The organism is Ideonella oryzae (genome assembly GCF_024055665.1).
In the GTDB taxonomy this organism is placed as follows: Bacteria; Pseudomonadota; Gammaproteobacteria; order Burkholderiales; family Burkholderiaceae_C; genus Ideonella; species Ideonella oryzae.
Map to the genome: position 1 here is coordinate 22,790 of NZ_JAMXMC010000018.1, position 20,489 is coordinate 43,278.

A 20,489-nucleotide genomic window follows, 5' to 3' on the forward strand; every position below is an offset into this window, starting at 1 on the left:
AACCGAATCAGAACTTCACGTCGTACGACGCAGTGAGCTTCACGGAACGAGCCGGGGTGTAGCCAATCACGCGACCGTAGGTGTTGGACACTGCGTCTTGCTCCATCTGCTGCTCGTCGATGGCCGAAGCAACTTGCGAATTGAAGACGTTGAACACGTCCGCACGCAGGGACAGGCCCTTGACGAAGTCCGGCTTGTAGGTCAGGTTCAGGTCGATGCGACTGTCCCAGGGCAGGTTGCCCTTGCTGCCACGCGGCGAGTAGGTGAAGGTCTGACCACCATCGCTGGAGCAGTAGTGGAACGACGAACCGTAGCCATAGTAGTCGCCACCGTCCGTGGTACCGCCATAGTTGCTCAGGCAGCTCTTGGGTCGGCCCGAGGCCATCAGCAGGTTGGCACCAATGGCCCATTCCGGCGTCAGGTCATAGAAGCCGAAGGCCTTGATCTGGTGACGACGATCGCCTGGCAGGTAGCCGTAGGCACCTTCCATCAGAGCCGGGAAGTCCCAGGTCTGGGTGGCCGCCACGTCGGTCTGGCCCACATCGGACAGCGTCTGACCTTCGGTGTTGCCCTTGCTCTGCGACCAGGTATAGGTCACCTTGCCGTACCAGCCGTCCTTGTAGGGATGCTCAGCGAACAAGTCGACGGCAAAGTAGGTGCGCTTGGCGGAGTCGAAGCCCAGGTCTTCCTTGCTCAGCTTGACCTTGGTGTAGTTGCCGTCACCCTTGTAGTCCACCAGGAAAGTGTTGGACTGACCGGGATTGAAGGAGGCGCAACCGAACGGAGCCGGGTTGACACCCACCTCGAACGGATCGCCGTTCGCATCGGTGATGCCGTGGTCGATCGCATACTGGGTGAACGGGCGGTAGTCGCACAGGTCGTCGATGGTCGCCACCAGCTTGCGGTAGGTGACACGCCCCCCCACGGTCAGCGAATCGGACAGCGCCTTCTCGATGCCCAGGGTCAGCTCATCCTGGCTGTTGGGCTTCAGATCCTGAGCTGCCACCGTCTTGTAGTCCTTGGGTTGGCCATACTCGTTGTTGGACGAATACGGGTCACCCAGGTCCACGCGACCGATCGGTTGGCCATTGGCATCCACACCGGTGTAGGTGAAATACTGACGGGTGAAGGTCGAGCGGCTGGCGCCGCGCACCGCCAGATGGGTCGGGATCTGGACGCCATAGCGACCCGCCGAACCATAGATCTTGGTAGAGGAATCGCCATCAAGATCCCAAGTAAATGCCAAGCGCGGATGGATCTGGTCCTTCACCTTCAAGAAAACCTTGCCATCGCCATTCTTGTTCTCGTAGGCCTCGTGACGCAGGCCACCGATCAGCTGAAGGTTCTTGGTGACCTGCCACTTGTCTTCGATGTACTGGGCCGACTGGTTCGACTCGGCATCCGTCACATCGTTGAAGATCTGGTCTCGCCCGTAGTAGTAATTCGTGCCATCGGTCAGCGCACCACCGGCGCCCACCGACGTGGTCATACCAGTGGGAACGAGGTTGGGATCGGTGGTGGAGTAGTAACGAAGCAGACCGCCACCGGCATAGGTGATGCCCGCAGCCTTGGACTTCAGGCGAACCTGGTCCAGACCGCCGCGCAGCGAGTGGTCACCCATGCGGTATTCCAGGTCCAGGCGCAGGGACTTGACCGTGTCCTCCGACCCCGGGGCCAGCACTTGCGTACCGTAGTCAAAAGGATACGGATTGTTATACGTCAAGCCAGGAGCGGCGGCTGACGGAGTATTGAGAACGACCTGCCGGATATTGCTGTTCACATCAACGCCTTCGAAGCTGTTGATGTGCTGGGTCTTGCTCTGGCCGTACAGGGCCGTAGCCGTCAGATCGTCCGTCAGATAGCCGGTGTACTTCAGGATCTGCGAAGCGGCACCGACGCCGTCGTTGGTGCCATCGACGTTGGTGTAGTTGGCCGCTGCACCATAGTCCGTGCTGTGCTTGCCGGTGCTGTAGTCGTAGGTGGAGAGCTTCTCGGTGTTGTAGTACCGATCACCCACCAGCGACAGCTCCAGGTGATGGTCGCTGGTGATGTTCCAGTCGAACTTCGCCAGATAGCGATCGTTGGTGTTCTCTGACTTGGTCCAGGTTCCAACGGGGTTGTTTGCAGGGTCGGCAACGTAACCTGCCGTGCCACGGTTGGACTGCAGCCGCTCCGCGGCAACAAACATGAACAGGGTGTCTTCGATCAGCGGACCACCAACATAGGCGCCGAGAGAGTACTCGTCCTCGGTGTTGTCGCTGCGCTTGCGATAAATCAGCCCGTCGGTGTCAGGGTTGTAGCCCGTCTTCGGGTAGTAGATGTCACGTGCCTTACCGCGCAACCCGTTCGGCGTCACGCTCGCCTGAACACCGCCTTCCCAGTTGTTGGTACCGCTCTTGGTGATGATGTTCACCACGCCGCCGATCGAACGACCGAACTCAGCACCGAAACCACCCGTCAGCACCTGCGCTTCCTGGATCGCGCCGAACGGCAGTTCGGCGGCACCCAGCTGGGTCAGCGGGTTGGTGACCGGGAAACCGTTGATGTAGTAGGAGTTTTCAGACGGAGCCCCACCACCCATGCTGGCGCCGCCGGAATAGCGGGGGTCAGCGGTGGTGGTGTTGGGGGCCAGCTGGATGATCGCGTTCACATCGTGAGCGATCGGCAGTGCCGCCAGCTGCTTGGCGGTGAAGGTCGCACCATTGGTGGTGCTGGACATGTCGATCTGGGCGACCTTGCCCACGACCTGCACGGTCTGGGTGGCGGCCGTGTCGGCGAAGAACACTTCGCGACCCTGACCGAGGGAGACTTCCACGTTCTCGGTGACACTGATCACCTTGCCATCACGCATCAGCGTGACCTTGTAGGTGCCAGTCGGCAGCGACGAAGCCACGAAGCGGCCAGACGCGTCCGGAGTCAGCGTGCGCTTGACACCCGTCGCAGCGTTTTCGATCAGGATGCTGCTACCAGCCGCAACACTGACCTGGCCATAGATATTGCCGGTCGCGTTCGACTGCGCGAACGATGCGCCGGACACGACACTCAGGCCGACGGCAACCGCGATTGCGGACCGGCGCCACAGCGTGGATGACTTGCGAGTTTGAGCCACTGACTACTCTCCAGATGGTTGATCGATAGACCCACTCCGGGAGCAAGGCACATGCCGGTCTTGTGAAGCCTTGATGTACTTGCACCAGGAACGTGTGAACCGATTGTGACGGAAGGTCACGTCTGGGGAGCCCCCCCACTAATCCTTAGTGGCGTGCAAACAGGCTGTTTTGTTGCATGGATGCAGCACAGACCTAGGGGGCAGTTGGCGTGTTGGCGCCACTTATGGTGTCACGCCGCTTCCCTGGCGATCTTTCCTCGGTCAGGGAGCCCTGTTGAAGACGTCTTCAGTGCCACCCAATCAGGGCATCACGCCCTTCCACGGCCAGTTGAACCCGCATTCCAAAGGGCATGGTGACCTTGGTCGGGACGTGGCCAAACGGGAAGCCCGTCAGGATGGGCACCCCGGCCAAGGTCCGCAGATGCTCCACGACGGTCTTCAGGCTGTAGCCGCGGTCCATCGGCGACTTGCGCCACGCCGTGAAGGCCCCCAACAGGATGGCCTTCTGCGACGACAACACACCGGCCTGGTGAAGCTGCAGCAGCATCCGCTCGACACGGTAGGGGTGTTCCGCCACATCCTCCAGGAAGAGGATGCCCCCCCGCACCTTGGGCCAGTGGGGGGTTCCGAGCAGTGCGCACAGCATGCTCAGGTTGCCGCCCCACAGCAGCCCTGCGACGCCCAAGCCGTCAAAACCAGCCGGTGCGCGAAAGCCCACGGCCTCGAGTTCCCCGGACATCGCCTCGCAGAAGCAGTCGGGGGTGACCTCGTCCAGTGTCTCCGCACCAAAATCGTCCGCCGCCAACGGGCCGCACCAAGTCGGCGCTTTTTTGTGGGCCAACAAGCCCATCTGCAGCGCCGTCAGATCGCTGTGCCCGACCCAGCGGGTGCCCTGGTCCACGCTGCGGGCCAGCAGGTCCCAGTCGATCCGGTCCAGCAAGCGGGACAGGCCATAGCCGCCTCGCGTCGCCATGGCCACGGATGGTGCCTCGGCGGCCACCCGGTGGATGGCAGCCAAGCGCTGCTCATCGTCTCCGGCAAACCGCTGACTCTTCAGCAGGGCCGCCTCGTCGATCCGCACGGCAAAGCCACGCTCTTTCAGGCGGGCGGCGGCCAGCCGGACCGGCGCGGCCTTCAGCACCACACCCGCGGGCGAATAAAGGGTCAGAGAGGGCTTGGATTCGAGGGTCATGTCGGGCCAGGAGAAGGGGGGAAGTTGTCCAGGGCATCCTGGGGAAGCTCCACCACCTCCCCAGCAGGAATGGCGGCGGCTTCCATAAGCTGCTCGGATGGGGAAGACGCCGGCCGTGCAGCACGCTGCTGGCGCCGACGCTCCGCAAAGAAATCGCGCAGGATCTGTCCGCAGGCATCGGCCATCAACCCGCCCTGCACCAGGGTGTGGTGGTTCAACTGCGGTTGCGCGAACAGATCCACCACCGAGCCCGCCGATCCCGTCTTCGGGTCCAGCGCCCCGAAGACGACCCGCTTGAAGCGCGCATGCATCAAGGCCATGGCGCACATGGCGCAGGGTTCCAGGGTGACGAAGAGCTCGCAGTCCGGCAGCCGGTAGTTCTCAACCAACTGGGAGGCGTGGCGCAACGCCACCAACTCGGCATGTGCCGTCGGATCATGCGTGGTGATCGGGCGGTTGTAACCCGTGGCCAGCACCTGCCCGTCTCGCAGGATGACCGCCCCCACCGGCACCTCGCCGGCCAGCCAGGCGTTGTGCGCCTGATCCAGCGCGATCCGCATCGCGGCTTCATCCTGTGCGCTGAACGTGTGCAGGGGACTCTCGGGCTCGGTCATGATCGGTCGCGGTGGACCGGCATGATGCCACGCCCCGGCACGCTCACCGCAACAGCACGGCCAGCACCGGCGCCATCAACACATTCATCACGCCCACCAGCACCATCACCAGCCCCGCGACGGCGCCCTCTTCCTGCCCCACCTGGCTGGCCTTGGCCACGCCGGCGCCGTGCGCCCCCATGCCAAACAGCGCACCACGGGCCAGGCTGCTGCGCAGGGGCAGCCAGCGCAGCATGCCTTCGCCCAGCGCAGCGCCCAGCACCCCGGTGAAGACAACAAACACTGCCGTCAGATCAGGCACGCCACCGATGTCGCCCGACACCGTCATCGCGAACGGAGTGCTGATGGAGCGAGGCAAGAGGCTCAGGCGCAGTTCACCGCCCACCCCCAACAGGCTCGCCAACCCCCAGGCCGACAGCATGGCGGCCGAACTGCCCGCCACCATGCCCAGCAGCAGGGCCGGCCAATGCCGGCGGATCAGGGCCCGTTGCTCGAAGATCGGCACCGCGAAGGCCACGGTCGCCGGGCCCAGCAGCAGCACCATCCAGTGTGTGCCGCGGATGTAGTCGCTGTAGTCCTCATGGGCCAGCAGCACCAGCGCGATGAGAACGGCTGGCGTCACGGCCAGCGGCGCACTCCACCAACGGGGCAGCAGCCGGTGGAAGGACTTGGCGGCCAGGTAGATGAGGATGGTGATGGTCGACCACCCCAGGGTCAGCAACAGGGTGCTCATGACGGTTCCTCAGGCAGCGGCCTGGTGATGGGTCAAGCGCAGCACCAAGTCGACCACCACCGAAGTCACGGCCATCACGGTCAGCGTGCCCAGCACGATCACGGCCAGCACCTTGGCCCCCAGCCAGCCGAACAGCTCCGGGTGGTTGAGCACCGCCAGCACGGCCGGCACGAAGAACAGCAGCATCTCGGCCAGGAACCACTGGGCGCCGCGGCGCAGGCTGCCCAGTTGGATTTGCCCGGTGGCAAGCAGCAGGAGGGTCAGCGCCATGCCGACGATGCCGCCCGGCAGGCCAATGCCACTCACCCGCACGATGACCTCTCCGGCCAGCCAAGCCAGCACCAACAGGCCAATCTGCACCAGACGGTGGTGGCGCCACTGGCGGCGCGTGATCACGGACATGTCATGCAAGCTCATGGGAATTACCTCCTGCTGGCTTGCAATGTATGGCGCAGTGCAGCATGATGAAAGCGAATTGTTCTACTGACTTCAATTCCATTCTGGAATGGACATCAAACTGCGTCCCCTGCGGGCCCTGGTGGAGGTGACCCGCCAAGGCGGCTTCTCTCAGGCAGCACGTACCGTCTTTGCCACCCAGTCGGCCGTCAGCAAGGCCGTGCGCCAGCTCGAGGAAGACCTCGGCTTCGTGCTGCTGGACCGGGATGTGCACCCGCCACGCCTCACACCGGCCGGCGAGATCGTGCACCGGCGCGCGCTGACCCTGCTGGCCGAGCAGGACGACCTGATGGCCGAGCTCAACGCACTGCGGGGGCTGCAGCGCGGCGAGCTCCGCCTCGGTCTGCCGCCCATCGGCAGCAGCCAGCTCTTCGCCCCGGTGTTCGCGCAGTTCCGCGCCCGTTATCCCGGCATCGACATCCGGCTGGTGGAGCACGGCTCCAAACGGCTGGAAGAAGTACTGCGGGCCGGCGAGATCGATCTGGCCGGCCTGCTGGCACCGGTGCCCGCCGAGTTCGACTTCAAGCTGGTGCGCCAGGAACCGATCGTGGTCCTGATCGCCGCGGGTCAACCCCTGGGTCAGGCATCGGAAGTCGAGCTGGCTCGTCTCTCCGCCCTGCCCTTCGTGCTGTTCGAGTCCGGCTTCGCACTCAACCCGATCATTCTGGAGGCCTGTCAGCAGGCCGGCTTCACGCCGCATGTGGCAGCCCGCACCAGCCAGATCGACTTCATGATCGAGTTGGTGGCCGCTGGTCTGGGTATTGGCTTTCTGCCCCGCATGATGGCCGAGCAGCGCCACCATGCGGGCGTGCGCACCGTGACCCTCACCGCCCCCGCGCTGACCTGGCACATGGCACTGGCTTGGCGGCGCGGGGCCTATTTGTCCCATGCGGCCCAGGCCTGGCTGGACCTGATCAACCCTGCCCGCTGAGCAGCGCTGCGCCCGTCAGCCCTGCGGTGCTCCGGACAGAGGCCAGCGCGCCAGCACCCGATGCTGGGTCCTGCCCAGCAGGCTGTGGATCAGCACGAACTCCCGCACCGTCCATTGGACCGGCTCGACCGGTGACTCCGGCAACTCGCGCGGCGCGTAGGTCAGCGTCACATGCGGTGTGAAACGGACATCCACCGAATGCCCCAGCCCCTCGAGGGCCATGGACTGGCCCAGCTGGCGCTGGAAGTCCAACACGGCGGCCTCGTGGCTCGCGGCCGTGCGCAGAACGAAAGGCGCCTTGTCCCGCCGGATGCGAAAGCTCATCGCATGGTCCAGCACCACGTCGAAGGGCGCGCAGACCACGCGCGCAGCAGCGCGGCCCGCGGCCTCCACCACATCGGCAGGCACACCAGCGTGGTCGCCCAGATGATGGAGCGTGATGTGAAGCCGCTCCGGTGCGATGGGCTTGCTGTTCAGACCGTGTGATTCGCGCAGCCTCTGGCTGAGCGCGGCAATCTGCGCGCATGCCGCATCCGTCGGCTGCAACGCAAAAAACAGCCGATCCGTCGGCGCCGCCGGGGGCGGTGCCTCGAAACCCATCAGCGACAGCTGGTCGGACAAGAGCTCACTCCCACTCGATGGTGGCAGGCGGCTTGCTCGAGACGTCGTAGGTCACGCGGTTGATGCCGCGGACCTCGTTGATGATGCGGCTGGAGACCTTCTTGAGCAGGCTGTAGGGCAGCTCGGCCCAGTCGGCTGTCATGAAGTCGCTGGTCTGCACCGCGCGCAGGGCCACCACGTAGTCGTAGGTGCGGCCATCGCCCATCACGCCCACGCTCTTGACCGGCAGAAAGACGGTGAAGGCCTGGCTGGTCAGGTCGTACCAGCTCTTGCCGGAGTTCGGCTCGATGGTGGAGCGCAGCTCGTCGATGAAGATGGCATCGGCCCGGCGCAGCAGGTCGGCGTAGTCCTTCTTCACCTCGCCCAGGATGCGCACCCCCAGGCCCGGGCCCGGGAAAGGATGGCGATAGACCATCTCCGGCGGCAGACCCAGGGCCACGCCCAGTTCGCGCACCTCGTCCTTGAACAGCTCGCGCAGCGGCTCCAGCAGCTTCAGGCCCAGCTGCTCGGGCAGGCCGCCCACGTTGTGGTGGCTCTTGATCGTGGTGGCCTTCTTGGTCTTGGTCCCGCCACTTTCCACCACGTCCGGGTAGATGGTGCCCTGGGCCAGGAAGGTGGCGCCCTTGACACCGTTGCCAGCGGCCTTGAGTTTCCCGGCTTCCGCCTTGAAGACATCGACGAACAGGCCGCCGATGATCTTGCGCTTCTTCTCGGGGTCGGTCACGCCGGCCAGCTGCCCCAGGAACAGCTCGGAAGCATCCACGCGGATCACCTTCGCGTGCAGCTTGCCCGCGAACATGTCCATCACCATGTCGCCCTCGTTCAGGCGCAGCAGGCCGTGGTCGACGAAGACACAGGTCAGCTGGTCGCCGATGGCGCGGTGGATCAGTGCCGCGGCCACGCTCGAATCGACACCGCCGGACAGGCCGAGGATCACCTCCTCATCACCCACCTGCTCACGGATCTTCGCGATGGCTTCCTCGATGTAGTTGCCCATGATCCAGTCGCCTGCGCAACCGGCGATATCGCGCACGAAGCGGGTCAGCATGGCCGCGCCCTGCACGGTGTGGGTCACCTCGGGGTGGAACTGGACGGCGTAGTAGCCCTTGTCCTCGTTGGCCATGCCCGCGATGGGGCAGCTGGGGGTGCTGGCCATCAGCTTGAAGCCCTGCGGCAGCGTCGTGACCTTGTCGCCATGGCTCATCCAGACCTTGAGCATGCCGTGGCCTTCGGCCGTGGCGAAGTCCTGCACACCCTCCAGCAGGCGCGTGTGGCCATGGGCGCGCACCTCGGCGTAGCCGAACTCGCGGGTGTCGCTCCAGCTCACCTCGCCGCCCAACTGTACCGCCATGGTCTGCATGCCGTAGCAGATGCCCAGCACCGGCACGCCCAGATCCCACACCGCCTGCGGCGCGCGCAACTGGTGGTCCTCGTAGGTGCTGGCGTGGCTACCCGACAGGATGATGCCCTTGGGTGCGAAGCTACGGATGAAGTCGTCCGAGACGTCGTTCGGATGGATCTCGCAGTAGACATGGGCCTCGCGCACGCGCCGTGCAATCAGCTGCGTCACCTGGGAGCCGAAGTCGAGGATCAGGATCTTGTCATGCATGGTGGGATCTCAGGTCGGAGCCGCCTCGGCCTCGGTGGGCTTGAGCGGTGAAGGATGGCGGCGGAAATGCTGGATCGCCAGCACGGTGGCCAGCACCTGCAGTGCGGCACACAGGTAGAACGGGGCCCCGATGCGCCAGTCGCCATGCGGGTAATGGGCGGTCAGCTGCAGCAGGAAGGAGCCGATCACCGGTGCGGCCACGGCCGTCAGGCTGTTGAGCGAGGCCACGGAGCCCAGGGTGCGCCCCTGGGAATGCTCGTCCACCGCGGTGGAGACCACCGTCTGCAGCGTGGTGCTGACCATCATGCCGAAGATGTCCAGCACGATGATGGCGTACATCATCCAGCCCTCGGTGGCCAGGCCCCACAGCAGGTAGCAGATGGCCGAGGACACCAGGCCGATCACCGCGATGCGCTGCGGCGCGATGCGCTTGACTACCACGCGGATCAGGCCGCCCTGCACCAGCACGGCCATGACACCGATGGCGAACAGCGACCAGCCGTTCTCCTTCGGCCCCCAGCCGAACTTGAAGGTGGTGTAAAGCACCCAGGTGGTGTGCAGGATGAACTGGGCCAGGCTGGACAGGCCGATGACCGCGACCAGGGTGCCGATGCCCTCGGTCTCACCCAGACGGCGCAGCGAGGCCACCGGGTTGGCCTTGCGCCAATTGATCGGCACGCGTCGGTCCTTGGGCAGGGACTCGGGCAGCACGAACACGCCGTAGATCGCGTTCAGGATGGCCAGGCCGCCGGCCACGAAGAACGGCAGGTGCAGACTGATGTGGCCCAGCAGCCCGCCCATCACCGGCCCCAGCACAAAGCCCATGCCGAAGGTGGCGCCCAGCATGCCGAAGCGCTTGGCCCGTTCCTGCGGCGTGGAAATGTCGGCCACATAGGCCTGCGCCACCGCCGCATTGGCCTGCAGCGCCCCGCTGACCAGCCGTACGGCAATCAGCATCCACACCGCCGTGGCCAGGCCGGTGACGAAGAAACTCAGCGCGAGGCCGGTGAAGCCCAGCAGCAGCACGGGACGGCGACCGAAATGATCCGACGCAGCGCCCAGCACCGGCGAGCCAAAGAAGTTGGCCACACCGAAGGCCAGGCTGACCATGCCGTACCAGAAGGCCTGGTCGGTCTGCGAACCGGTGAAGGTGCCGACCAGCGGCGCCAGCACCGGGATGATGAGCCCGATCGACACCATGTCGATCAGGACGGTCAGCATGATGAACGGCATCGCGGCCGTCCGCTGGCGGGTGGAGGTTCCCGGGGTCTCGGCTGGGCTCATCGGACGCATCGGACTTTAGGCAGAGGCTTCAATGACAGCGCCCGGACGGGCCGGGCGCTGCGAAGGGTCACGACGAGAGCTCACTCCGCCCGGTAGTTGGGCGCTTCCTTGGTGATCTGCACATCGTGCACATGGCTTTCGCGAATGCCGGCCGCCGTGATCTCGACGAACTCGGCCCGGTCGCGCATCTCGTCGATGGTGGCACAACCGCAATAGCCCATCGAAGCCCTCAGGCCGCCCGCCATCTGGTAAATGATCGACACCAGCGAACCCTTGTAAGGCACGCGGCCTTCGATGCCCTCGGGCACCAGCTTGTCGGCGTTGGGGTTGGTGGTCTCGTCGTTTTCCTGGAAGTAGCGGTCGGCCGAACCGGCCTTCATCGCCCCGATCGAGCCCATGCCGCGGTAGCTCTTGTAGCTGCGGCCCTGGTAGAGGATGACCTCGCCCGGTGCCTCTTCGGTGCCGGCGAACATGCCGCCCATCATCACGGTACTGGCACCGGCGGCGATGGCCTTGGCGATGTCACCCGAGTAGCGGATGCCGCCGTCGGCGATCAGCGGCACGCCCGTGCCCTTGAGTGCCGTGGCCACGCTGTCGATGGCCATGATCTGGGGCACGCCCACACCGGCCACGATGCGGGTGGTGCAGATGGAACCCGGGCCAATGCCGACCTTGACCGCGTCCGCACCGGCCTCGACCAGCGCCAGCGCTGCGGCACCGGTGGCAATGTTGCCGCCCACGACCTCGATCTGCGGGTAGTTGCGCTTGACCCAGCGCACCCGCTCGATCACGCCCGCAGAGTGGCCATGCGCGGTGTCGACGATCAGCGCATCGACGCCGGCCTTGACCAGCAGCTCCACGCGCTCTTCGGTGCCCTCGCCCACGCCCACCGCAGCGCCCACGCGCAGCTTGCCGTGCGAATCACGGGCCGCGTTGGGGAAGGTGGTCTGCTTGGTGATGTCCTTGACGGTGAAGAGACCGCGCAACTCGAAGGCGTCGTTGACGACCAGCACGCGCTCGAGCTTGTGCTTGTGCATCAGTTCCTTGGCCTCGGCCAGCGAAGCGCCTTCCTTCACGGTGATCAGGCGCTCGCGCGGCGTCATGATCTCGCGCACCGGCACGTCCAGACGGGTCTCGAAGCGCAGGTCCCGGCCGCTCACGATGCCGACCACCTTGCCAGCCTCGATCACCGGGAAGCCCGAAATGCCATGCTGGGCGGACAGTGCCTTCACCTCGTGCACCCGGGTCTCGGGCGAGATGGTGATCGGGTCCTTCAACAGGCCGGATTCATAGCGTTTGACCCGCGCCACCTCGGTCGCCTGCTGCTTGGGCGTGAGGTTCTTGTGCACGATGCCCATGCCGCCTTCCTGTGCGATCGTGATCGCCAGGCGGGCTTCGGTCACCGTATCCATCGCTGCCGAGACGAGCGGCAGGTTCAGGACGATGTTGCGGGAGAAGTGGGTGGCCAGCGACGTGTCGCGTGGCAGAACTTGCGAGAACGCGGGGACCAGCAACACATCGTCGAAGGTCAGCGCTTTGCCAAGAAGGCGCATGGGGAAAGCTCCAGACGCAAAAGCGGATTATACGGAATGCGCACGCATCTTTCCTGTCGGCATGGATACACATTGCCTCGCCCGCAGTGAGACCGGCCGCCTTACACTCCCCGCTGCATTCCCGGATGCGCTGTCCTCCACCTGATCCCAGCAGCCCGCCATGACGCTGTCCCGCCTTTGCCTGTTGGGCCTTCTGGCCCTTGCCACCACCGCCGCTTCGGCACAGTCCATCTGGAAGTGGCGCGACCGGGACGGCCACGTGATGGTCAGCGACAGGCCGCCTGGCGCCGAGGTGCCAGACAAGGACATCCTGCAGCGCCCCAGCGCCGCGCACATGGCCGCCGCGCCCAGCGACGCCGCCTCGCCCTCTGCCCCCCCAGCCTCGGCCGGCATCGACAAGGACCTGGAAGCCCGCAAGAACAAGCTGGCGCAGGCCCAGGCCGCCGACAAGGACGCCAAGATCAAGGCGACCAAGGAACGTGTGAGCGCCGAGAAGGCCCAGAACTGCCAGCGGGCCCGCAACCAGTTGCAGATGCTGCAGAGTGGCGCGCGCATGGCCCGTGCCAACGACAAGGGTGAGCGCGAGTTCCTCGACGACAAGGCGCGCGCCGAAGAAATCACCCGCGCCCAGCAGCAGATCAGCAACAGCTGCGATTGAAGCCCCGGGCCGCGCGCGGCCCGAGGACGTTCACCCGACCTTGTCCACTTTCTGCTTGCGGTAGCGCTGGCAGCGTGCTTCCTTCGGGTCGACGGTGAGGGGACGCCACACCTCCACCCGGTCATTCGGACGCAACACCGTGTCCAGAGGCCGGGCCTTCATCCACACCCCCACGGACAGCGTGTCATCCAGCGCCAGGCCATGCCGTGCCAGCAGGCCGCTGGCCTGCAGCGCCTGCGCCACGGTGCTGCCCACCGGCAGCGTCAAAGAGACGCGGTCCACCTGGCGCGGCGCCGGACTGTAGGCCACTTCAACGTCCAGCATCGCCTGTGCCTCAGCGGGGTCCATAGACCTGCTCCGCGCGCTTCACGAAGGATTCGACGAAGGTGTTGGCCACACGGTCGAACACGGGGCTGAGCACCAGTTCCAGCGGCCGGCTGGAGAAGGCATAGCGCAGGTCGAACTCAACCTTGCAGGCCTTGGGCGCCTCCTGCCCCGAGCCCAAGGGCAGGAAATCCCAGGACCCCTCCAGCATGGAGAACGGCCCATCCACCAGGCGCATCAGCACCTGCCGGTCAGGCTGATGGGTGTTGCGGGTGGTGAATGCGTGGCGAACGCCGGCGTAGTGCAGGTGGACCTTGGCTGTCACGCCGTCCTCGCGCTGCTCCAGGATCTCGCCCCGTTCGCACCAGGGCAGGAACTGCGGATAGGCCGGCACATCGACCACCAGGCGGTACATCTCGGCCGGGGTGTACCAGAGCAGGACGGACTTCTTGACGTGCTTCATACAATGGTCCGATTTTAAGGGGCCTGCCGGCCCGTCCTGATTGCCCCCATGTCCGCCCTGATCGCAGAAAACCGCCGCGCCCGTTTCGAGTACCACATCGATGAGCAATTCGAGGCCGGTGTGGTGCTGGAAGGCTGGGAGGTCAAGGCCATCCGCGCCGGCCAGGTGCAGCTCACCGACGGCTACGTGGTCATTCGCAACGGCGAGCTCTACCTGATCGGCTGCCGCATCAACGCGCTGCGCAGCGCCTCCACCCACGTGCACCCGGAGGCCGACCGCACCAAGAAGCTGCTGATGCACAAGGAGCAGATCAAGCGCCTGGTGGGCAAGGTGGAGCAGCGCGGCTTCACCCTGGTGCCGCTGAACCTGCACTACAAGGCTGGCCGGGTGAAGGCCGAGATCGCGCTGGCCAAGGGCAAGGCCCAGCACGACAAGCGCGAGACCGAGAAGAAGCGCGACTGGGAACGCGAGAAGGGCCGCCTGATGCGCCACAAGGTCTCCGGCCCCGCCAAGGATTGAACAGCACGCGATGAGCCACTGCACCCGCACCCTGGACGACATCCTCTACCCGCCGCTGGAGCCGCTGCGCAGCGGTCACCTGCAGGTCGATGGCCGCCACAGCCTCTACTGGGAGACCAGCGGCAACCCCGCCGGCATCCCGGTCATCTTCGTGCACGGTGGCCCCGGCGCCGGCACCTCGCCACGCAGCCGCCGCTACTTCGATCCGGCCCGCTACCACATCGTCCTGCTGGACCAGCGCGGTTCGGGCCAGTCCACCCCGCTGGGCGACTGCCAGGACAACACCACCGACCGACTGATCGCCGACTTCGAACAGCTGCGCGAGATGCTGGGGATCGAGCGCTGGCTGGTCTTCGGCGGCTCCTGGGGCTCCACCCTGTCGCTGGCCTACGCCCAGGCCCATCCGCAGCGCTGCCTGGGCCTGGTGCTGCGGGGCATCTGGCTGGGCACGCAGGAAGAGATCGACTGGTGGCTCTACGGCGTGCGCAACATCTTCCCGAAGGAATGGGAAGCCTTCGCCGGCTTCATCCCCGAGGCCGAACGCGGTGACCTGCTGGGCGCCTACCAGCGCCGCCTGACCAGCGCCGACCCGGCCGTCTACCTGCCCGCGGCCCGCGCCTGGGCCCGCTACGAAGGCGCCTGCATCTACCTGCGGCCGCAGCCCGAGGCGGTGGCCGCCATGACGGACGACACCGCCGCGCTGGGCATGGGCCGGCTGGAGGCGCACTACTTCGCCCACCAGGCCTTTCTGAAGCCCGGGCAGCTGATCGACGGCGTGCCGGCCATCCAGCACCTGCCGGCCATCATCGTGCACGGTCGCTACGACGTGATCTGCCCGGTGCGCTACGCCCATGCGCTGGCAGACGCCTGGCCGCAGGCGCGGCTGGTGGTGGTGCCCGATGCCGGGCACTCGTCCTACGAGCCCGGCATCGCTGCCGAGCTCGTGGCCGCCACCGACCGCTTCGCGGCCACCGGCCGGCTGGTCTGAGCCGGGCTCAGCGGGTGTGGTGCACGGCCTGCTGGCCGTAGACCGACACCGGCAGCCCCTCCATGCGGGCCTTGAGCTGAAGCGCCAGGTACAGCGAGTAGTGGCGTGACTGGTGCAGATTGCCGCCGTGGAACCACAGCCCCGGCTGCTGCGTGGGCTTCCACATGTTGCGCTGCTCGCCTTCCCAGGGCCCCGGGTCCTTGGTGGTGGCCGAGCCCAGGCCCCACACCTTGCCCACCCGGTCGGCCACCTCGGGGCTGATCAGGTCGGCCACCCAGCCGTTCATCGAACCATAGCCGGTGGCATAAACCACCAGGTCCGCCGGCAGCTCGGTGCCGTCGTCCAGCACCACCGCGTGCTCGCTGAGGTGGCTGATGCCCTTGCCCGACTGCAGCTTGATGCTGCCGTTGATGACCAGGTCGCAGGCGCCCACGTCGATGTAGTAGCCCGAGGCTCGCCGCAGATACTTCATGAACAGGCCCGAGCCGTCGTCGCCGAAGTCCAGCATGAAGCCGGCCTTCTCCAGCGCGCGGTAGAAGCCCGCATCCCGCTCGCGGATCTGGTCGTACAGCGGCTTCTGGAAGTCGGCCATGATGCGGTAGGGCAGCGAGGCGAAGATCAGGTCCGCCTTGCGGGTGCTGACCCCATTGGCCACCGCCTGCTCCGAATACAAGGCACCCAGACCGATCTCCATCAGCGAGTCCGAGCGCACGATGTGGGTGGACGAGCGCTGGACCATGGTGACATCGGCCTCGTGCTCCCACAGCGCGGCGCAGATGTCGTGCGCCGAGTTGTTGGCCCCGATCACCACCACCTTCTTGCCGCGGTAGGCGTCCGGCCCTGAATGCTGTGAGGAATGCTGCTGCTCGCCGCGGAACACATCCTGTCCTGGGATCTTCGGGATGTTGGGCTTGCCGGACATGCCAGTGGCGAACACCAGCTGCTGGGGCCGCAGCACCAGGGTCTCGCCATTGCGCTGCACCGTCACTTCCCAGTCCTGGGTGGCCTCGTTCCAGCGCGCCTGCGTCGCCCGGGTGGACGGCCAGTAGTTGACCTCCATGACCTTGGTGTACATCTCCAGCCAGTCGCCGATCTTGTCCTTGGGCGCGAACACCGGCCAATTGTCCGGAAACGGCAGGTACGGCAAGTGGTCGTACCAGACCGGGTCGTGCAGGCACAGCGACTTGTAGCGCCCGCGCCATTGGTCGCCCGGGCGCTCATGGGTGTCGATCACGATGTGCGGCACGCCCAGCTGGCGCAGCCGCGCGCCCAGGGCAATGCCGCCCTGCCCGCCCCCGATCACCAGCACATAGGGTTGCGTGCTGCGGCCCAGCTCGGCGGCCTCCTGCTCGCGCTTCTCCAGCCAGGTCTGGCGGTGCTTGTGGATGCCGTGCTCGGCCCCCTTGGGCCGGCGCTGGCCCAGCGGCTCCTCGAAGCCCTTGAGCTCCTGCATCGTGGTCAGCAGGGTCCAGATGCGGCCGTTCTTCAGGCGCAGGTGGCCGGTGCCCCGGGCCAGGCTGGTGTCGATGGTCAGCCAGGCCGAGACCACTCCGCCAGCCTCCTCCACCGTCTCCTTCGGATCCAGCTCAAAGCGCACCGGCAGGGCCGGGCTGAGCTGGTGGCGCAGCATCTCGGTGATCTGCGCCGGTCCCTCCATCGTCTTCAGGTTCCAGGTGAAGAGCACCAGATCGCGCCAGTAGCTCTCGTCCGCGAAGAGGCCGGCCACGGCCTCGCTCTTTTCGGCGGCCAGGCCCTGGTTGAGCGCGTCCAGCACCGCCTGTGCTGCGGCCCGGGGATCGGAGGTGGAAGGAAGGGTCATGCGTGTCTCCTGTGTCGTGTTGCAGCGCTCGTCGGCGCCGCACCTCCTTCGGCAATGCCTGTGCCAGCCGTGGGCTCGCCACCGGGACTGCCCATGCCGCCGAGGCGCCTCGTCCCTCGTACAGCCCCCGTGCACACGCCCCCGTTCATGGCGCTTCCTCGCCCCTCATGGCGGGCCTCGACACCTCCGATCGCGCGCCACAGGTGTTGCATCGGAAGCGGTCGGCCGCAACAGCCCTGCGACACCTGTCGCAACGGCCTGTCGCGCCCCGCCCGGCGGGGCTGTGGGTAAACCTCCATGCAGCGTCCCGGGCCCCTTGCCCACAATCAAGTGACGCCCACGGTGGCCCCTCGCATGAACGCACGCTCCTACGCCTCCCACGTCCAGGAGATCGAGTCCTTCGGACTCGGTCTGAACCGCGGCACCCCTGCGCGCGACGCGGCCGTCCTGCGCAGCTGGCAGCGCTGCATCGAACGCCACCGGCTGGACCCGGCCGCCACCTGCGAGGCCTACATCGTCCCCGAGGGCCAGTTGCGGGTGCACCGCGAGGAATCCGAGCCGCTGATCCGCATCGCCCGCAGCGGGCTGGAGCGCCTGTACCAGCAGCTGGCCGGGCTGCAGTACGTGCTGCTGCTGGCCGACCGCCACGGCATCACCGTGGACTTCCTCGGGCACGAGGGCGACGCCGACGCGCTGCGCCGCGCCGGGCTCTACCTGGGCTCCGACTGGCGCGAAGACCGCGCCGGCACCTGCGCGGTGGGGGCCTGCCTGGAAGGCGGCGAGGCGCTGATCATCCACCAGAGCGACCACTTCGACTACACGCACACGCCGCTGTCCTGCACCGCCGCGCCCATCTACGACCACCGTGGCGAACTGGCCGCGGTGCTGGACCTGTCGCTGCTGCGCTCGCCCGAATCGCGCAGCAGCCAAAGCCTGGCCCTGCACCTGGTGACGTCCACGGCCCGGCGCATCGAGCTGGCCCACCTGATGGAGCGCTCGCGCAGCGACTGGGTGCTGCGCCTGTCCCGCTCGCCCGACTTTCTGGACGTGGACCCGGACGCCGCGCTGACACTGGACGGCGCGGGCCGGGTGCGCGGCATGACGCAGGCCGCGGCCCGCATCCTGGCCCAGGCCATCGGCCTGCCCTGGGCCGAACGGCGCGACCTGCTGGGCCTGCCGCTGGAGCGCTTCTTCGAGCTGGATGTGGATGGCCTGCCCAGCCTGCTGCGCCACCGCCTGGCGCAGGACCGCATCGTGCGCGCCCGCGACGGCAGCATCCTGTTCGCCCACGCCATCGAACCGCAGCGCGGCAGCGCCACCCCGGTGCGCGACGCGACCCCGGCCCCCTCCGCCACGACCACCGCGACCACCACCCCGGTGCCGCAAGCGCTGCGCGCCCTGTCGGCCGGCGACGCCCACCTGGACGCGCTGCTGCACAAGGCCGCCCGGCTGGCCCCGCAGCGCCTGCCAGTGATGATCCAGGGCGAAACCGGCGCGGGCAAGGAATACCTGGCCCGCGCCCTGCACGCGGCCAGCGGCCGGCCGGGGCCCTTCGTCGCCATCAATTGCGCCGCCATCCCCGAGACCCTGCTGGAGAGCGAGCTCTTCGGCTACCTGCCCGGCACCTACACCGGCGGCGCCAGCCGCGGCAAGACGGGACTGGTGGAGGCCGCGCACCGCGGCACCCTGTTCCTGGACGAGATCGGCGACATGCCGCTGCACCTGCAGGCCAAGCTGCTGCGCGTGCTGTCCGAGTCGGAGATCACGCCGCTGGGCGCACGCCAGCCCAAGCCGCTGGACCTGCGGGTCATCTCGGCCACCCACCGGCCACTGACGGTGCTGGTGGACCAGGGCCTGTTCCGCCAGGACCTGCTGTTCCGCCTGAACGCGGCCCAGCTGAGCCTGCCGCCGCTGCGCCAGCGCCAGGACCTGGACGCACTGATCGACCGCCTGGCCGAGGCCCAGCGCCCGGGCCTGCGGCCCACGCCCGAAGCGCGAGCCCTGCTGCGCACCCATGGCTGGCCGGGCAACCTGCGCGAGCTGCACAACGCCCTGTGCCATGCGGCCGCGCTGAGCGAAGGGCCGTGCTTCGGCCCGGAGCATCTGCCGGAGACGGTGCTGGAGGCTTCCGCTGGATTGCCCCAGACGGTGGCGACGATGCTCCCCCGCCTGCCGGCGCCGCCCCTGGAGCCGCCCCCGCACGTCAGCGATGCCACCGATCCTGAGGACCCCGCTGGTCCCGCGGATCCCGCGATGGCGCTGGAGCGCCTGCTGCAGCGCTGCCAGGGCAATGTGTCCGAAGCGGCCCGCCTGCTGGGCGTCAGCCGCTCCACCATCCACCGCCGCATCCAGCGCCTGGCGCTGGGCGAGCGGCGGGTGCGCTGGTCCCCCGCCGACAGACGAGACTGAGCCCGGAGCCTGCTCTTCAGCGCGCGTCCAGCCGGGCCAGGCCGGCGGCCAGGTCGGCGATCAGATCGTCCACCACCTCCAGGCCGATGCACAGGCGCACCAGCGTGCCGCGGTAGGGGCTGCCCAGCTTGCGCATGGCGCCACCCTGGTAGGGCACGGCCAGGCTCACCGGCCCGCCCCAGCTCCAGCCGATGCGGAAACGCTGCAGCCCGTCGACGAAGGCGTCCACCTGCGTGGCGCTGAAACGCGGGTCCATCTCCAGCGTCAGCAGGCCGGCCGAGGCGCGGCACAGCGCCGCCCAGTGGGCATGGCCGGGGGAGTCCGGCAGCGCCGGGTGCAGCACGCGTGTCACCTGCGGCTGGGCCTGCGCCCAGGCCGCGATGCGCCGGGCGGCGGCGTCCTGCGCCGCATAGCGCAGCGGCAGGCTGGGCAGGTTGCGCAGCACCAGCTCCACATCGTTGGCGCCCACGCCCAGGCCCAGGCGGCTGTGCGTCCAGGCCAGCTTTTCGTACAGGGCCGTGTCGCGGCAGGCCACCGAGCCCATCAGCACATCGCCTCCGCCCGAGGGGTACTTGGTCAGCGCATGGATGGTCACGTCCACGCCCAGGCCGTCGCCCAGCGCGAAGGCATCGAAGGCCAGGCCGGCGCCCCAGGTGTTATCCAGGGCGATCACGGCCTGCGGCGCCTTCTCGCGCACCGTGCGCACCAGGGCCGGCAGGTCGGGGAACTCCAGCGTCACCGAGCCCGGGGCCTCCAGCCAGACCAGCTTGACGCTCTCGTCCAGCGCCTGGGCCAGGCTCTCGGGCTGCATCGCGTCGTACAGACGGTGGCCGATGCCCCAGGCCGCCATCTCGTGGCGGGCGAAGTCCTTGCTGGGGTTGTAGACGTTGTCCGGCAGCAGCAGCGTGTCGCCCGCCTTCAGCAGCCCCATGTTGACCACGGTGATGGCCGACAGACCGCTGGGGGCCAGCAGCACGTGCTGGGCCCCTTCCAGCGTGGCCAGGCGGGCCTCCAGCGTGAAGGTGGTGGGCGTGCCGTGCAGACCGTAGGTGTAGGCGCTCTTGTCCACCCAACTGCGCTGGCGCAGCGCGGCCATGTTCGGGAAGTAGACGGTCGAGCCCTTGCACACCGGCACCACCGGCGATGCGAAATCGCCCGGGGCCTGGTAGGGGTGGTGGATCAGCTCGGTGGACTTGGCGTCGCTCAT

The 20,489-nt window shown here is 67.1% G+C and carries 18 protein-coding genes; 5 read left to right on the forward strand and 13 right to left on the reverse strand.

Annotated elements, in window-relative coordinates; translation table 11 throughout:
- Positions 1 to 7: 7 nt before the first annotated feature.
- The 5 genes from M0L44_RS21095 to M0L44_RS21115 all read right to left on the reverse strand — a co-directional run bounded on the left by M0L44_RS21095 (position 8) and on the right by M0L44_RS21115 (position 6,065).
- Complete coding sequence (locus M0L44_RS21095; RefSeq protein ID WP_252772154.1) at positions 8 to 3,109, reverse strand: TonB-dependent receptor; 3,102 nt, start codon at positions 3,107 to 3,109, stop codon at positions 8 to 10.
- Positions 3,110 to 3,395: 286 nt separating this feature from the next.
- Entirely contained in the window at positions 3,396 to 4,301 is a 906-nt protein-coding gene (locus M0L44_RS21100) for an LD-carboxypeptidase (protein ID WP_252772155.1), read from the reverse strand.
- Positions 4,298 to 4,915, reverse strand: coding sequence for a tRNA adenosine(34) deaminase TadA (tadA, locus tag M0L44_RS21105; protein ID WP_252772156.1), 618 nt, complete (start codon positions 4,913 to 4,915; stop codon positions 4,298 to 4,300). The genes M0L44_RS21100 and tadA overlap by 4 nt, the downstream gene beginning before the upstream one ends.
- 43 nt (positions 4,916 to 4,958) lie before the next feature.
- Positions 4,959 to 5,648 (reverse strand): LrgB family protein, encoded by a 690-nt coding sequence (locus M0L44_RS21110; protein WP_252772157.1) that lies wholly within the window; start codon positions 5,646 to 5,648, stop codon positions 4,959 to 4,961.
- A gap of 9 nt (positions 5,649 to 5,657) precedes the next feature.
- Positions 5,658 to 6,065 carry a CidA/LrgA family protein gene (locus tag M0L44_RS21115; RefSeq protein WP_252772158.1) on the reverse strand — a complete coding sequence of 136 codons (408 nt, stop codon included), beginning with the start codon at positions 6,063 to 6,065 and terminating at the stop codon, positions 5,658 to 5,660.
- A gap of 94 nt (positions 6,066 to 6,159) precedes the next feature.
- Between M0L44_RS21115 and M0L44_RS21120 the strand changes: the two genes are divergently transcribed.
- Positions 6,160 to 7,035, forward strand: a complete 876-nt coding sequence (locus tag M0L44_RS21120) for a LysR family transcriptional regulator (protein WP_354004159.1) — start codon at positions 6,160 to 6,162, stop codon at positions 7,033 to 7,035.
- Between the two features lie 15 nt (positions 7,036 to 7,050).
- On the opposite strand, the gene M0L44_RS21125 is transcribed toward M0L44_RS21120, so the two are convergent.
- The 4 genes from M0L44_RS21125 to guaB all read right to left on the reverse strand — a co-directional run bounded on the left by M0L44_RS21125 (position 7,051) and on the right by guaB (position 12,102).
- Positions 7,051 to 7,656: a 2'-5' RNA ligase family protein gene (locus M0L44_RS21125; RefSeq protein ID WP_252772160.1), complete on the reverse strand. Its 606-nt coding sequence runs from the start codon at positions 7,654 to 7,656 to the stop codon at positions 7,051 to 7,053.
- 4 nt (positions 7,657 to 7,660) lie between these two features.
- Positions 7,661 to 9,265, reverse strand: coding sequence for a glutamine-hydrolyzing GMP synthase (guaA, locus tag M0L44_RS21130; protein ID WP_252772161.1), 1,605 nt, complete (start codon positions 9,263 to 9,265; stop codon positions 7,661 to 7,663).
- Positions 9,266 to 9,274: 9 nt separating this feature from the next.
- Complete coding sequence (locus M0L44_RS21135; protein ID WP_252772162.1) at positions 9,275 to 10,549, reverse strand: TCR/Tet family MFS transporter; 1,275 nt, start codon at positions 10,547 to 10,549, stop codon at positions 9,275 to 9,277.
- Positions 10,550 to 10,629: 80 nt separating this feature from the next.
- The gene (gene guaB / locus M0L44_RS21140; RefSeq protein ID WP_252772163.1) at positions 10,630 to 12,102 is read right to left on the reverse strand and encodes an IMP dehydrogenase; all 1,473 of its coding nucleotides are present in this window, start codon (positions 12,100 to 12,102) and stop codon (positions 10,630 to 10,632) included.
- 160 nt (positions 12,103 to 12,262) lie between these two features.
- Between guaB and M0L44_RS21145 the strand changes: the two genes are divergently transcribed.
- Positions 12,263 to 12,760: a DUF4124 domain-containing protein gene (locus M0L44_RS21145; RefSeq protein WP_252772164.1), complete on the forward strand. Its 498-nt coding sequence runs from the start codon at positions 12,263 to 12,265 to the stop codon at positions 12,758 to 12,760.
- A 30-nt stretch (positions 12,761 to 12,790) separates the two neighbouring features.
- On the opposite strand, the gene M0L44_RS21150 is transcribed toward M0L44_RS21145, so the two are convergent.
- Together M0L44_RS21150 and M0L44_RS21155 are read right to left on the reverse strand one after the other, a co-directional pair.
- Positions 12,791 to 13,108 carry an RnfH family protein gene (locus M0L44_RS21150; RefSeq protein WP_252772165.1) on the reverse strand — a complete coding sequence of 106 codons (318 nt, stop codon included), beginning with the start codon at positions 13,106 to 13,108 and terminating at the stop codon, positions 12,791 to 12,793.
- The gene (locus tag M0L44_RS21155; RefSeq protein WP_252772166.1) at positions 13,095 to 13,547 is read right to left on the reverse strand and encodes a type II toxin-antitoxin system RatA family toxin; all 453 of its coding nucleotides are present in this window, start codon (positions 13,545 to 13,547) and stop codon (positions 13,095 to 13,097) included. The genes M0L44_RS21150 and M0L44_RS21155 overlap by 14 nt, the downstream gene beginning before the upstream one ends.
- Positions 13,548 to 13,595: 48 nt before the next feature.
- On the opposite strand from M0L44_RS21155, the gene smpB reads away from it, so the two are divergent.
- Both smpB and pip read left to right on the forward strand, forming a co-directional pair.
- Positions 13,596 to 14,066 (forward strand): SsrA-binding protein SmpB, encoded by a 471-nt coding sequence (smpB, locus tag M0L44_RS21160; RefSeq protein ID WP_252772167.1) that lies wholly within the window; start codon positions 13,596 to 13,598, stop codon positions 14,064 to 14,066.
- Positions 14,067 to 14,076: 10 nt separating this feature from the next.
- Complete coding sequence (pip, locus tag M0L44_RS21165) at positions 14,077 to 15,054, forward strand: prolyl aminopeptidase (RefSeq protein ID WP_252772168.1); 978 nt, start codon at positions 14,077 to 14,079, stop codon at positions 15,052 to 15,054.
- 7 nt (positions 15,055 to 15,061) lie between these two features.
- Here pip and M0L44_RS21170 read toward each other — a convergent pair whose 3' ends face one another.
- Complete coding sequence (locus M0L44_RS21170) at positions 15,062 to 16,873, reverse strand: NAD(P)/FAD-dependent oxidoreductase (RefSeq protein ID WP_252772169.1); 1,812 nt, start codon at positions 16,871 to 16,873, stop codon at positions 15,062 to 15,064.
- 354 nt (positions 16,874 to 17,227) lie between these two features.
- Between M0L44_RS21170 and M0L44_RS21175 the strand changes: the two genes are divergently transcribed.
- A complete protein-coding gene (locus M0L44_RS21175) occupies positions 17,228 to 19,282 on the forward strand; it encodes a sigma-54-dependent Fis family transcriptional regulator (RefSeq protein ID WP_252772170.1) in 2,055 nt (684 codons plus the stop codon).
- 16 nt (positions 19,283 to 19,298) lie between these two features.
- Here the strand turns inward: M0L44_RS21175 and M0L44_RS21180 are convergent, their stop codons facing one another.
- Complete coding sequence (locus M0L44_RS21180; protein WP_252772171.1) at positions 19,299 to 20,489, reverse strand: PLP-dependent transferase; 1,191 nt, start codon at positions 20,487 to 20,489, stop codon at positions 19,299 to 19,301.

Bases quoted from the DNA above. Each gene is read 5' to 3' on its own strand.
- M0L44_RS21170 (WP_252772169.1), bottom strand. From the start codon at position 16,873: ATGACCCTTCCTTCCACCTCCGATCCCCGGGCCGCAGCACAGGCGGTG.
- M0L44_RS21110 (WP_252772157.1), bottom strand. From the start codon at position 5,648: ATGAGCACCCTGTTGCTGACCCTGGGGTGGTCGACCATCACCATCCTC.
- pip (WP_252772168.1), top strand. From the start codon at position 14,077: ATGAGCCACTGCACCCGCACCCTGGACGACATCCTCTACCCGCCGCTG.
- M0L44_RS21100 (WP_252772155.1), bottom strand. From the start codon at position 4,301: ATGACCCTCGAATCCAAGCCCTCTCTGACCCTTTATTCGCCCGCGGGT.
- guaB (WP_252772163.1), bottom strand. From the start codon at position 12,102: ATGCGCCTTCTTGGCAAAGCGCTGACCTTCGACGATGTGTTGCTGGTC.
- M0L44_RS21155 (WP_252772166.1), bottom strand. From the start codon at position 13,547: ATGAAGCACGTCAAGAAGTCCGTCCTGCTCTGGTACACCCCGGCCGAG.
- M0L44_RS21115 (WP_252772158.1), bottom strand. From the start codon at position 6,065: ATGAGCTTGCATGACATGTCCGTGATCACGCGCCGCCAGTGGCGCCAC.
- guaA (WP_252772161.1), bottom strand. From the start codon at position 9,265: ATGCATGACAAGATCCTGATCCTCGACTTCGGCTCCCAGGTGACGCAG.
- M0L44_RS21175 (WP_252772170.1), top strand. From the start codon at position 17,228: ATGAACGCACGCTCCTACGCCTCCCACGTCCAGGAGATCGAGTCCTTC.
- M0L44_RS21145 (WP_252772164.1), top strand. From the start codon at position 12,263: ATGACGCTGTCCCGCCTTTGCCTGTTGGGCCTTCTGGCCCTTGCCACC.
- tadA (WP_252772156.1), bottom strand. From the start codon at position 4,915: ATGACCGAGCCCGAGAGTCCCCTGCACACGTTCAGCGCACAGGATGAA.
- M0L44_RS21135 (WP_252772162.1), bottom strand. From the start codon at position 10,549: ATGAGCCCAGCCGAGACCCCGGGAACCTCCACCCGCCAGCGGACGGCC.
- smpB (WP_252772167.1), top strand. From the start codon at position 13,596: ATGTCCGCCCTGATCGCAGAAAACCGCCGCGCCCGTTTCGAGTACCAC.
- M0L44_RS21180 (WP_252772171.1), bottom strand. From the start codon at position 20,489: ATGAGCGACGCCAAGTCCACCGAGCTGATCCACCACCCCTACCAGGCC.
- M0L44_RS21150 (WP_252772165.1), bottom strand. From the start codon at position 13,108: ATGGACCCCGCTGAGGCACAGGCGATGCTGGACGTTGAAGTGGCCTAC.